The 13,439-nt window shown below is 40.5% G+C and carries 10 protein-coding genes and 1 riboswitch; of the genes, 3 read left to right on the top strand and 7 right to left on the bottom strand.

The genetic code is table 11. The features are described 5' to 3' along the window. Window positions 1–241 precede the first annotated feature (241 nt). Window positions 242–688: a type II toxin-antitoxin system YhaV family toxin gene (locus tag IQ236_RS22440; protein WP_193871345.1), complete on the bottom strand. Its 447-nt coding sequence runs from the start codon at window positions 686–688 to the stop codon at window positions 242–244. Further along, window positions 685–1,008 (bottom strand): AbrB/MazE/SpoVT family DNA-binding domain-containing protein, encoded by a 324-nt coding sequence (locus IQ236_RS22435; RefSeq protein WP_193871344.1) that lies wholly within the window; start codon window positions 1,006–1,008, stop codon window positions 685–687. Before IQ236_RS22435 ends, IQ236_RS22440 begins: the two co-directional genes overlap by 4 nt. A 339-nt stretch (window positions 1,009–1,347) precedes the next feature. Between IQ236_RS22435 and clpB the strand changes: the two genes are divergently transcribed. Continuing rightward, window positions 1,348–4,200 (top strand): ATP-dependent chaperone ClpB, encoded by a 2,853-nt coding sequence (clpB, locus tag IQ236_RS22430; protein ID WP_193871343.1) that lies wholly within the window; start codon window positions 1,348–1,350, stop codon window positions 4,198–4,200. Between the two features lie 507 nt (window positions 4,201–4,707). Beyond that, complete coding sequence (locus IQ236_RS22425) at window positions 4,708–5,607, top strand: alpha/beta hydrolase (protein ID WP_193871342.1); 900 nt, start codon at window positions 4,708–4,710, stop codon at window positions 5,605–5,607. 106 nt (window positions 5,608–5,713) lie between these two features. Here IQ236_RS22425 and IQ236_RS22420 read toward each other — a convergent pair whose 3' ends face one another. The 3 genes from IQ236_RS22420 to IQ236_RS22410 form a co-directional block, all read right to left on the bottom strand. Continuing rightward, window positions 5,714–5,908 (bottom strand): hypothetical protein, encoded by a 195-nt coding sequence (locus tag IQ236_RS22420; protein ID WP_193871341.1) that lies wholly within the window; start codon window positions 5,906–5,908, stop codon window positions 5,714–5,716. Between the two features lie 37 nt (window positions 5,909–5,945). Then, window positions 5,946–6,035: riboswitch (Glutamine riboswitch) on the bottom strand. A gap of 431 nt (window positions 6,036–6,466) precedes the next feature. Next, window positions 6,467–7,648 carry an HhoA/HhoB/HtrA family serine endopeptidase gene (locus tag IQ236_RS22415; protein ID WP_228041804.1) on the bottom strand — a complete coding sequence of 394 codons (1,182 nt, stop codon included), beginning with the start codon at window positions 7,646–7,648 and terminating at the stop codon, window positions 6,467–6,469. 287 nt (window positions 7,649–7,935) lie between these two features. Beyond that, a complete protein-coding gene (locus IQ236_RS22410; protein WP_193871340.1) occupies window positions 7,936–8,370 on the bottom strand; it encodes an Hsp20/alpha crystallin family protein in 435 nt (144 codons plus the stop codon). 524 nt (window positions 8,371–8,894) lie between these two features. Here IQ236_RS22410 and IQ236_RS22405 point away from each other — a divergent pair. Continuing rightward, window positions 8,895–10,763, top strand: coding sequence for a chloride channel protein (locus IQ236_RS22405; RefSeq protein WP_193871339.1), 1,869 nt, complete (start codon window positions 8,895–8,897; stop codon window positions 10,761–10,763). A 193-nt stretch (window positions 10,764–10,956) separates the two neighbouring features. Here the strand turns inward: IQ236_RS22405 and IQ236_RS22400 are convergent, their stop codons facing one another. Together IQ236_RS22400 and ltrA are read right to left on the bottom strand one after the other, a co-directional pair. Continuing rightward, complete coding sequence (locus IQ236_RS22400; RefSeq protein ID WP_190515126.1) at window positions 10,957–11,325, bottom strand: response regulator transcription factor; 369 nt, start codon at window positions 11,323–11,325, stop codon at window positions 10,957–10,959. 205 nt (window positions 11,326–11,530) lie between these two features. Beyond that, window positions 11,531–13,276: a group II intron reverse transcriptase/maturase gene (ltrA, locus tag IQ236_RS22395; protein WP_193871338.1), complete on the bottom strand. Its 1,746-nt coding sequence runs from the start codon at window positions 13,274–13,276 to the stop codon at window positions 11,531–11,533. Between the last annotated feature and the right edge of the window lie 163 nt (window positions 13,277–13,439).

The following is a 13,439-nucleotide window of genomic DNA, read 5'->3' as shown; positions in this document are numbered from 1 at the left end:
ATGAGCGATCGCCTCAATAATTGAGGAGTTCTCGTTCCTAGGCTCTTGCCTGGGAATACCCTATTGAGGCTCTGCCTCTATTATTAATTGGTGACAGAACCACCCTTTTAGCATTTGTAGGTAAAACTAGAAACCAGGGAAAACCCAGCACTTACGAGAAACCGGGTTTCTGAGTAAACCTTTGCTACCAACAGAAAGATGGGTTAAGAAACCCGGTTTCTGACCCCACTACTTTTTAATTTTATATTTCTGCTTGACATTCAATAATTAAGCTCTCTAAATCCTCTGGAAATTCTCCATTCATGACCTGATTAGAAAATACTGCATAACAATCTTTTCTATCTCCTTCTTTTCTCGGAAACCCCAACCAGAGAATAATAATTACTTTTGGTTCTTTAAAAGCTCTAAAAAATAATCGATATCGAGATGGAAGCCCCATCTTTTTAAGGCGACCATATTTTTGTAAAGGTTTTTTAAGAGCAAAATAACTCGCAAAAGGATCTTGAGGAATCTTTTGTTTAATTCCCATATCAATTGCTTTCAGTAATTTAACATCAGCATGAGTCACGAACTCATCTTTATCTAATTTAGTCTTGAGTTGTTGAACTTTTTCTACCAGGTGAATCCATTGCTGATTAAACAAAGGATAAAATAGAATTTTCCAGCCATTACAAATTAACGGTTTCATTCATCAATCTCAACATCTTTGAGAAGTTCATCGATTTCCGCACTCATATCTTCTGTATAAGTTACTAATTTTTCGGGGTTGTTCAGAGCATCTTTCATGAGAAAATCCAAAAATAAACTCATCATTAGACTTTCATCCTCATCTTCTTCTAAAGTTGGGTCAACATCAAGGCGAATTAATAATGTATTTTCTGATAAAACTTCAAGAGAACCTGAAGCATTAACTAAGTGAGGATGATCTTTAGAAAAGGCACGAGGAAGACGAAAGCCATCTTGATTTCCCACTTTTGCGGGACTAATAGGGTAATTTTTGCTAGTCATAACAGTTAAAGTTTGACGTTATTACAATAAGTTATAACACAAGTTAATTGAGCTTGAAAAGGGCGATCAGATACCGCTATAAATCGTCACTCAGGGAACTAAACATATTAGTAGCAGAACTCCACTTTTAGCATTTCTAAAAACCTAGAAACGAGGGAGAGCGATGGTTAAAACCTGAAATTTCCCCTCTCCACTGAGATTAATCAACAGGTTGCGCCCACATATAGTTAAAATAGGGGCAGTAATTGGGTTGTCGGTTAATCGTTAACCGTAGACGCGCCATGGCACGTCTCTACACAGTCAACCGCCAACATTACCCCTTATTGATAAGCAGCAACGATGCAACCAACCGATCCGAGTAAATTTACAGATAAAGCCTGGGAAGCCGTGGTTAAGTCCCAGGATGTAGCGCGTCGTTTTCAAAATCAGAATTTAGAAGTCGAACACCTGATCACCGCCCTGCTTGAACAAAATGGACTCGCCACCAGTCTCCTGAGTCGGGCGGGAGTGGATACGGATATTTTAGGCCAACAGTTAGACGCCTTTACCAAACGTCAACCCAAAGTCGGACGCATTGAACATTTATATTTAGGACAAAGCCTCGATATCCTCTTAGATAAGGCGGAAGAAGCTCGTCAAGCGCTCCAAGATAGTTTTATCTCCGTAGAACATTTAATCCTCGCCTTCTCCGAAGATGATCGCATTGGCCGTAAACTTTTAGCCGGAGAACAACCCACCACCCAACGCCCCGGACGTCCAGGGTATGACCGCCCCGGACGTTCCCCCTCCATCCGTCCCAAACTAGAAGAAGCCATTAAAGCCATTCGGGGAAGTTCTAAAGTTGAAACCCAAAGCCCAGAAACCAGTTATGAAGCGTTAAAAAAATATGGTAAAGATTTAACAGAACTCGCCAAAGCTGGAAAACTTGATCCGGTTATTGGGCGCGATGAAGAAGTGCGGCGGGTGGTGAGTTGTTTATCGAGAAGAACTAAAAATAATCCGGTTTTAATTGGTGAACCTGGGGTAGGAAAAACCGCAATTGCAGAAGGTTTAGCTCAAAGAATTGTTAACGGAGATGTGCCAGAATCATTAAAAAATCGTCAGTTAATTTCCCTGGATATGGGGAGTTTAATTGCAGGGGCAAAATATCGAGGAGAATTTGAAGAAAGATTGCGATCGGTATTAAGAGAAGTTACTCACTCCGAAGGACAAATAGTATTATTTATTGATGAATTACATACCGTTGTCGGTGCCGGTTCGGGAAGTGGTTCATCGGGAATGGATGCCAGTAATTTACTCAAACCGATGTTAGCACGGGGAGAATTGCGTTGTATTGGCGCTTCAACCGTTGATGAATATCGCAAACATATTGAAAAAGATCCAGCCTTAGAACGACGGTTTCAACAAGTTTATGTGGATCAACCGTCTCCTGAAGATACGATCTCCATTTTAAGGGGATTAAAAGACCGTTATGAACGCCATCATGGAGTGAAAATTACCGATAGTGCGTTAGTAGCGGCGGCAATGTTATCGAGTCGGTATATTAGCGATCGCTTTTTACCCGATAAAGCTATTGATGTTGTTGATGAAGCCGCCGCCCAATTAAAGATGGAAATAACTTCTAAACCTGTTGAATTAGAACAAATAGATCGGCGGGTGATGCAGTTAGAAATGGAAAAATTATCCATCGAAGGAGAAAATTTAAGCAATGGAGAAAGCAAGCGGAGAAATGATGGCGGAGTTGCGATTCGTTTAGACCGAATTAAAGAAGAAATTGAAACGTTAAAAACAAAACAAGAAAAACTAGCTTCCCAATGGCAAGGGGAAAAACAACTGTTAGATAGTATTAATAAACTCAAGGAAGAAGAAGAAGAATTACGAGTCCAAATTGAACAAGCCGAACGAGCTTATGATCTGAATAAAGCCGCACAATTAAAATATGGTCAATTAGAAGTTTTACATCAAGAACGGGAAGCGAAAGAAGCGGAATTAGTTAAGTTACAATCTCAGGGATCTTCGATGTTGCGTGAGGAGGTTACAGAAGCCGATATCGCCGCCATTATTGCTAAATGGACGGGGATACCTGTTAACCGTTTATTGGAGTCAGAACGGCAGAAATTACTGCGCTTAGAGAGTCATTTACATCAACGGGTAATCGGACAACAGGAAGCCGTTTCAGCCGTTTCAGCCGCCATTCGACGGGCACGGGCGGGAATGAAAGATCCCGGTCGTCCCATTGGGTCTTTCCTGTTTATGGGGCCAACGGGGGTGGGGAAAACCGAGTTAGCCAAGGCGTTAGCAGAGTTTTTATTTGATAGTGAAGAGTCTATTATTCGGATTGATATGTCTGAATACATGGAAAAACACGCCGTTTCCCGGTTAGTGGGGGCTCCTCCGGGGTATGTGGGTTATGACGAAGGCGGTCAACTGTCGGAAGCGGTGCGACGTCATCCCTATTCAGTGATTTTATTTGATGAAGTGGAAAAAGCCCATCCTGATGTTTTTAATATTTTATTACAGGTATTAGATGATGGCAGAATTACAGATTCTCAAGGAAGAACAATTGATTTTAGAAATACCGTTATTGTGATGACCAGTAATATCGGGGGTGAACATATTTTAGATGTGGCGGGAGATGAATCTCGCTATGAGGAAATGGTGAAGCGAGTTATGGGAGCATTGCGATCGCATTTTCGCCCAGAATTTTTAAATCGGGTGGATGATATTATTCTATTCCATTCCTTAAGTAAAGGGGAATTACGGCATATTGTTGCGATTCAAGTTAAACGCATTCAACGGTTATTAGCGGATCAAAAAATATCCATTGAATTATCGCCTGCGACCTTAGATTATTTAGCCGATATTGGCTATGATCCCGTATATGGAGCTAGACCGTTAAAACGGGCAATTCAGAGGGAATTAGAAAACCACATTGCTAATTTATTATTAGAGCAAGAATTCATCACGGGGGATACAATTTATGTGGATTATGAAGATGAAAAATTAGTCTTTAATCATCAACCGTTGACCCCTAAAAAGCAAGAAGAACCCTTAGTGATGAATGTTCAACCCATGCGGAAAAAAACAAAACCTGATCCGTTAGAAATGGATGTTCAGCCTGTGATTTTAAACACCTCTAAAAGTCCAGAAGGGGATGATATTATTACGGTTGAAGCCGTAAAAAATGAGTAATTTTAAGTTCAGGGTCTAGGGGTTAATTTTAACCCGAATTGATCAAGCCAATATAATTATGAGTAATACCCCAGACTTTTCTAATCATTGTGATTAAAGGGAACAGGGGTAATACTTCTAGCTGTTTCAGATCAGTTTTAAATTATTATAACCTCCGGCTCAAAGGCGCGGATTGCTTATATGCTACGCATTACAGTTAGGACACTTCTAAATCCAGCAAACCCTTTCCCAATTCGTAATTCGTAATTCGTAATTCGTAATTCGTAATTCGCTACAAAATATCGTTGATACTCTGTCTTGTCATGATGTCATTATAGAAACGGATAACCCTTGGTGGATCATGGTAGAAAATTTCCTGAAATTAAACGGAAATGGGTTGATTTACACCGTAAAGAATAAAGTTGTGTGGAAAGGAAGTTTCTTTTGTCTTTTTAATCTTGCTTTTTTAAGACAGGAAATAGAGATTTAAAGAAGCAAATTTTAATTAAAAGCTGAGGGGATAAAACGATGTTAAATATTATTTTAACGGCTCTGTTTAAATTGGGATTAATTATTTTAGCTATTAGTGCGATCGCCTATTTTTGTGCTTGTCTATTTCTGTTTTTTCGACAAACTCGATTTATTTTTTTTCCCTCTCGTTTGATTTCCATCACCCCGGATGATGTGGGTTTAGCGTATGAAAATATTGAGTTAAAAATTCCTATCCCTTCTGGAAAAGTAGAAACAGTACATTGCTGGTGGGTTCCTAGTAAATTTAATTCAGAAAAAGTGATTATTGATTTACATGGAAATCGCAATAATATTGGAGCAAATGTGGGTTATGCTCAACAATTTAACCAAATGGGATTATCAGTTTTATTAGTAGAATATCGAGGCTATGGACGCAGTACAAACCGCTTTCCTTCTGAAAAAAACGTTTATGAGGATGTAGAAGCGGCTTGGAACTATTTAGTAAATAAACGTCAAATTAATCCCCATAATATTTATGTTTTTGGTCATTCTTTAGGAGGAGCGATCGCGATTAATTTAGCTTTAAACCATCCTGAAATAGCTGGATTAATTATTGAAAGTTCTTTTACTAATATTCAACAAATGGTTAATTATAAAAAGAAATATTGGATGTTCCCGATTAATTTAATTTTAACTCAACGATTTGATTCTCTGGCGAAAGTTCCCCTTTTAAAAATGCCAATATTATTTACTCATGGAACAGAAGATGAGTTAATTCCTCAGTCTATGACTGAAGCTTTATTCACCGCCGCAATAGAACCCAAACAACTGTTAATTGTTTCCGGTGCAGGTCATAATAATGTTAGACAGGTGGGAGGGGAACAATATTGGCAAACCGTCGAACAATTTCTGACTTCAGAACTCAAAAAAAACCTCAGCAACCCGGTTTCTAAATAGCCAGTCTCAATACAGGTAAGGGCGACTCATTTGTCGCCCCTACAAATAATATTATTGAATTAGAAAATAGGATAAAACCCGATTAATTGGGATTAGCTATTTTCCCTCAACCTTTAATTCCTGATAATGGGGAAGGGGTTGTTTGAGCGTCGTTCTGAGAAAGTTCGGGAGCCAGTTGGTGATTGAGAGCCGCAATTAGCTGACGTTTCACTTTTGTTGCCCACAAATCGAAATCGAAACTTTCACTGGTCGGAATATCCGATGCGGAAGTTTCGCGCACACGTTCTTTACTCAAAGTCATGGTTTTTCGCCTCCTGTTTCAACTCGCAGTGAAAACAGGCGCGTTCCTTCGGGAGAACTCCCTACTTCCGTCTTTCAGTAGTCTTTTTGGTATTCGAGGATTAGAAGACTACCAAAAGATGAACGATTTCACTACTCTATCTAATTTTAGCGCCAAAACGGGTTAATATCAAATTAGCTTATGCTACTTTTACATAATTCTTATACGTTTTTTGATTCGTCTTTTTTCTTAACCTATCTTTACCGTTGCATCTGTCTTGGGTTCCATCTTCTGGTTCAAAACGGAATAAATTGATTATAATTAGATAGATCGGCTTTGCTAATAGACAAACTGAAGAAGAATGCTGCTGCGAAACCCAGAAAAGCCTCAGATTCAGATTTCATCAATCATCCCGTTAATTGGGGTCTAAGCTATTGGCTGGAACTTTCCTGATTGTTTAAATTTTTATTAATTATTTTAAGATTTTCTCCTGACAAATGCACCCTTCCTGCAACTATCTTCAAGAAGAGTGCATTTTTTTCTATCGGATGGGCGGTATCTATCTTCAAAACCTACTGTTTACCGCAGTGCTTCTTCATTCAATTGACCAGGACGCACTGAAATTTGTTCGGTTTTTTGTCCACGATGGAGCGTGATTTTTAGGGGTTGACCAATTTTGCTTTTTTCGACTAAACGTTGTAATTGGTCAGCACTGGTAATAGCTTGTCCATCAATTTCCGTAATCACATCTCCCCGACGTAAACCCGCATTTCCCGCCGGACTATTGGGCAGAATTTGTACAACTAATACCCCATTGATTTCGGGAATTAACATTAAAGAATTAGGGTCTTGATTGAGTTGTTTTGCCATATCCGCCGTTAAGGTTGCCATGCGAATGCCAATATAGGGATGGGCAATTTTTTCTCCTCGCACTAACGCAGCTTGAATGCTTTTAGCAGCATCAATAGGAATAGCAAATCCAATGCCTTGACCATCGGCGCGAATAGCCGTATTAATTCCAATCACTTCCCCTCTATCATTTAATAACGGCCCCCCAGAATTCCCTGGATTAATTGCCGCATCAGTTTGAATAAAATCTAATCGTTTATCGGGAATTCCGACTTGAGAACTGGGACGATTTAAGGTACTGACAATTCCCAAAGTTACGGTATTATCTAATCCTAACGGATTACCTAAAGCGATCGCCCAATCTCCCACTTGAACTTCACTGGAATTCCCCAAGGGAGCAACGGGTAAATTATTGCCATTAATTTTAATAACGGCTAAATCAGACGGGTCATCACTGCCTCGAACTTCCCCTTGAAATTGACGACCATCTTTAAGGGTAACGGTAACTTTATCCGCGCCTTTAATGACATGGGAATTAGTTAAAATAATCCCACTACTATCAACAATAAACCCCGAACCTTGTCCCCGTTGTTGATATTCTTGGGGCATTTGAGGCATTCCTTCTCCAAAGAAACGCCGGAAAAAAGGATCATCAAAAAAAGGATCAGGAATATTGGCAGAAATGGTACGTTCTGTGTCAATTCTAACCACGGCTGGCCCGACTCGATTTACCGCAGCCGCAACAAAATTTCTGGCAGAATTCGGGTTAGGAACCGCAGCCACAGGTTGGGGTTGGGTTGGGGTTTGTATGGGGTCAGCTTGGGCAGAAGTTCCTAAAAAATTGGGAAAAAATTGTAAGCTGGTTAAGGTTAAGACGACGCTGAAAACAGCAACCAAAAGATAACGGCTCATCTGATAAAATGCCTGCTTTTGGGGTTGTAATTTTCCCATCAATTCATCCTCCACAATCTCAATTGCAGGGTTAGACTGAGACTCTGATTCATTAATATCCAATGTGCTGATCCTCAAAGTTAGCATTACAATTGCCATCAAGAAAAGCGGAAATATTTCCATAAATCCGCTTTCCTGTTTTTTATTATAGTCGAATCTCGTTTAAATTTCGACGGAGATTACCGACTTTTTTGTTTGTCCTTAATTCCAGCCACACCTTAAATAATTACTAATCCTTGAATCCTCGATTAATTTAAGGTAACCTTAACGACTTTGTTTTTCTCTTCTTCTGCTTTCGGTAAGGTTAAGCTGAGAATTCCATCTTGATAGTCAGCTTGAACTTGGGTGTTTTGAATCCGAGTCGGAAGAGGAATCACGCGATGGAATTTTCCATAATGAAATTCACTTCGAGTTACGCCTTTTTCTTCCGTTTGGATTTGTGATTTTCGTTCCCCCGTAATCGCCACCGCATCAGCACTGACTTGGATGTCTAAATCTTTAGAGTCTATCCCCGGAACTTCCAGTTTCAGGATAACCGCATCGGGTGTTTCGTGGAGTTCCGCCGCAGGAAAGAGCGACATTCCCATTTTTTCAGTGGGCAAGGCTAAACTATCAAACAAACGATTCATTTCTCGTTGTAGAGAATCAATTTCTTGGAACGGTTGCCAACGGACTAACGGCATAATCGTTACCTCCATTAACGCTTTTATTTGATACACTATTTATATAGGCTTGATTACAGCCTTTTGGTTCTAAGATAATGAATTCGGCAGCCGGGAGCATTCGGTTTTAACGAATCAAAAACGGGAAATAGCCGTACTCAAGATAAAATTCAGCAAGTGTTGGCAACTTTAAGCCAATATCGTCTCGGTTAACCGAACGATATTGCAAACCTTGTCAAGTCCAACTGAGAACTGATCGTTGGGACTGAAAGAGAGGAAGGAAGAGGAGTGTTTGATTTTTCCTTCACCTCCAACGGGTGATCAGTGATCAAGTTGGAATCGCTAAGATTAGAAGCTCAAGACGGGTATCAGCATCAGGTCGGACGCCGTAGCGAATGTCCTTTCTGTAGGGTCTTGGGTATCCAATCGATGAAGTTTGGAGTCCCCGTCCTTTATGGATGAGTACCCTCTTTGGGTTTTAATGCTCCCAAACGTTAGAACTTGTTTTAACTTTTATAAAGATTCTTATAATTTTGGGTCTATCAATGACGACTACTCTGCCCAATAATGAGGGCGTCCTCCCGCAGCAAACGGAACTCGCTTCTGCCTCTGTTTCTGACCGCCTAACCAGCCTCTTAAACCGTTTACAACCTCCCCCGCAATTCTTAATTTTAATGTTTGCCCTCTTAATTGGCGGGGGAACGGGATTAGTTATGGTTTTGTTCCATAAATTAGTGGAACTATTTCAACGATTAACCCTAGAAGATTTTATGGGGTTAATGGTGCCCTTTGGTTTATGGACAATCGCTTTAATTCCACCTCTTGGCGGCTTAATTGTCGGGTTAATTCGCTGTCGTTATCAAGAATTTTTTGGCGAGGGTATTTCTTCGTTAATTAATACCCAAAGAATCCAAATTATTTCCCCCTTAAGACCCTTTATTAAACTATTAGCGGCGGCGATTTCGTTAGGTTCAGGAGCTTCCTTGGGGCCGGAAGGGCCGAGTGTGGAAGTAGGGGCAAATTTAGGGGCAATTTTAGGACAAATTTTTCAAGTTTCAAAAGAACGTTATCGCTTATTATTAGGAGCCGGAGCCGCCGCCGGATTAGCTGCGGGATTTAATGCCCCCATTGCGGGAGTTTTCTTTGCCTTAGAAGTGATTTTAGGCACAAGTTTTGCGGCTTCAGGTGTCGGTTTAGTCTTATTAGCTTCGGTGGTTTCTTCAGTGGTTGCTCGGATTGTTTTGGGTGACCATCCAGCTTTTTCTCCTCCCATTTATGAAGTCCGAAGCAATTGGGAATTATTACTTTATTTAGGATTAGGGTGTTTAGCCAGTTTTGTTTCCTTAGCTTATACCCAAGCGATTAAATTTTCTCAACGTTGTTTTCGAGGCGAAATTCCCGCTTTCCTATTTTTAACTAAAATTCCTCGCACCGTTCATCCGATGTTAGGGGGATTATTTGTCGGGATGATTGCGATTCAATTTCCCCATATTCTAGGGCCTGGTTATGGAACGATTCAAGCTTTATTAGAGGAAGGGCAATTTTCTTTAGATTTATTAATGATTTTATTAATTCTGAAAATTATTGCCACTTCTGTCAGTTTAGGGAGTGGATTAGTCGGAGGAATTTTTGCGCCAGCGATGTTTATTGGAGCAACATTAGGCGCGACCTATGGACAAGCCTTAGCCGGTTTATTACACCCCTTTTTACCCGATATTGCACCCCCAGCCGCTTATGCAATGGTGGGAATGGCAGCCGTATTAGCGGCAAGTGTGCGAGCACCATTAACGGCGATTTTATTGTTATTTGAAATGACACAAAATTATTTAATTATTTTACCGTTAATGGCGGCGGTGGGCGTGAGTGTTTTAATTGTCGATGTGGTGCAATCTAATCAATCAGATTCGGGATTAAATTTACAACAAATGGGGGTTTATTTAGAACGACCCAATGAGTTAGAAGTCTTACAAACCATTCGGATTTCTGAAGTCATGGGTCAATCTTATTTAACTCTTCCTTGTTCAATGCCTATTTTAGAGGCGGGTGCGGTGATGGTACGTCTCAATTGTCATACGGCTTTAATCTTAGATGAAACCTCTCAATTAGCAGGATTAGTAACGGTTACAGATATCCGTCGGTCAATTTTTCAAGCCACAAATCAGGAGGAATCTTTAGCGTTAGGACAGCAAAACTTAAAGGCCGTTTGTACAACCGAAATCCTCTGCGCCTATGAAGATGAACCTGTAAAAGCGGCTTTAGAACGCATGGCCGCGCGAGATTTACCCCAGTTACCCGTTGTGACTCGTGAACAGCCCCGTCAAGTTGTTGGCATTATTGAAAAAGAACAAATTGCATTAGCTTGTAATATTGCGGTTACTAAAGACGCCTTGCAACCGTATTTACCCAATGTGTAGTCATCGCTTTAGGTTCCAAATGGAACTGATAAAATTGAGGACTGATTTTGACTTGATGGGGCTTTTTCCCGAATACTACCCCATCTTTTTTGACCGCAATTTGGCTCCATTTCCTCTAGCCAGAGTTTTTGACGGGGTTGTCACCGCGTGAGGCCCACAGCCCCTCTCAACAGTCAGTGTTGAGTATAACCCCTTACTTGCGTAGAAGTTGTTTGATTGTACTCATGAGTTCTTGGGGATGGAAAGGTTTCGAGATATAGGCATCGGCCCCTTGTTTAATTCCCCAATAGCGATCAAATTCCTCGCTTTTACTCGAACACATGACCACAGGAACATTCTGGGTTTTGGGGTGTTTTTTAATATGACGGCAGAGTTCATAGCCATTCATTTTAGGCATGACAATATCTAACACCACTAAATCCAGATGGTTGATATCTTCAATTTTTTTTAAGGCATCCTCACCATTTTCTGCTGAGATCACCTCCACACCGCTTTTTCGCAACATCTCGGCAATCATCTCTCGGAGGGAGATGCTATCATCGACAATCATGACTGTAGTCATATCCTTTATACTTTCAGCTTGTGAAATTTAAGTTCAACTCAGACTGCGTAGGCTACACCAAGGTTAGCGACCGATTGTTACCTCAAATCTACCCATTTTCGAGAGTTTCTTTGCATTTTTTTATATTTATTAGGGGTCGAGGGGGGCTTTACAACCCCCGACTCCCATTCAGAACCGTGCTTGCGACTTTCATCGCACACGGCTCCTAGTCTAGTTGACTGTTATCATCAGAACATCCGGTTTCTTTTGAGTTGTAAGACCCATCGGTTGCCGTTTTAATATCGTGACAATGGCGATGTAGTAGTTGTAGGTTCTTATATTCGTTTTTCCCTTTTAAAGATGTGGGTTGAATATGGTCGATTTCTACAACATCTTCTGGAGCAAAATATTGTCCACAGAGGTTACACCTGCCTTTCTGTTTTTTGAGCAGAAATGCTACTCGTTTTGGTATATCGTAGGATGTACCCATTCTTGTACTCCAATATGTCCAGTTTCCGTCATAAGGGGATGCGTCGGGTCTGACAGTTACATGACGAGTGATAGGTGTTTCAGCATGGGTGAGTAGTTTAAGACCTTCATTGGTTTCAAAACTCCATGCTTTATTACCGTTTTTCTTGAAGTATTTGGTTAACTTCTTGTAACTTGCTTTTCCGCATCTGCTGACTGTCCATGCTCTTAATCTTTGCCATGTTATTTGGTCTATTGAGGAGAATGTCTCTTTAGAGCAAACTTTGGAATGGTAGTTACACCATCCTCTAATGACCGGATTTAGGCGTTTGATTAATGCGTATTGGGGTGCAGTTTTGTGGGTTTTAATCACTTCCTTTACCTTGTCCGCATGAGCTTTGATTGACTTTTTACTAGGTTTTATTAGAGTTTTGAATCCTAATACTTTGGAATTTAGACTTCCTGTTTTACTGGCGTGGTGTTTACCAACTAGATATTGTCGGAAGTTCCATCCTAGGAAATCAAATCCGGGTTCAACCTTTTTGCCATTCACTTCAATTTCTTTTAGTGTGTGGCAAATTCGGGTTTTTGAGGTTTTAAGCTCTAATCCTATAGGTTTTAACCATTCTTTGATGTCAATTTGACATTGTTGAATGATTTCTAATTGTGGGCTGATTACCACGAAATCATCGGCATATCTGATGACCTTGGCATAATTTTTCTTATTTCCATTTGTACTTTTAGGAAATTGTTTTTCAATCAGCCTAGTCATTCCATCTAGTGCGATGTTAGCAAGTAAAGGACTGATGACCCCTCCTTGGGGAGTGCCTGCCTCTGTTGCTTCAAATATGCCGTTATCCATCACTCCAGCTTTTAACCATTGTCTGATTTGAGCTTTTATTATTGATGGACAATCAATTTTGGACAGTAGGTAATCATGATTAATCTGGTCAAAACACTTTGAGATGTCAGCATCTAAGATGTAATATTCACCTTTATTGATGCTTTGGAAGATTCGTGACATTGCATCATGGGCTGAACGTCCGGGTCTAAACCCATAGCTTTCACCCTCGAATCTGGCTTCCCATTGGGGTTCTAACGCAAGTTTAACCAAGGCTTGCCTGATTCTATCGTTTATAGTTGGTATACCTAGTGGGCGTTTTTCTCCGTTGGGTTTGGGTATCCATTTCCTTCGGAGTGGTTTCGCTTTTTGGTATTTACTCAGGTTTTCGGCTAGTTCTAACCGTTGATTGGGTGTGATAGATTTGATTCCATCGACCCCGGCTGTTTTCTTGCCTTGATTGTCTTGAGTTACCTTTCTAATCGCTAGAAGTTTGGCGTAATATGACTTGACTAGAAGTTTCTGAAGTTTTCGAGCTTTTGCATTTTGTCCCGATAATGATGCCTGGTAAATTCTCTTTTGCAGCTTGAATACTACCCGTTGGACTTTCGCCCAATTGATAGAATTCCATGCAGCCGTAGTCTTGGTTATACTCGTTTTCACCGTTTTAACTGCTAATTGAAACCTTACCTAACAACTGTTAGAGTCGATAGGAGCGTTACCACTCCTACCTCTCCTTCAAAACCGTGCATGAAACTTTCGCTTCACACGGCTCCTTGATAATTCCACCTTTGTTATAGGTACGATTCAAAACGGTTCATTGTCA

This window comes from Planktothrix mougeotii LEGE 06226 (assembly GCF_015207485.1).
In the GTDB taxonomy this organism is placed as follows: domain Bacteria; phylum Cyanobacteriota; class Cyanobacteriia; order Cyanobacteriales; family Microcoleaceae; genus Planktothrix.
Note: the sequence above shows the minus strand (reverse complement) of the source record. Positions and strands in the feature narration are given on the sequence as shown.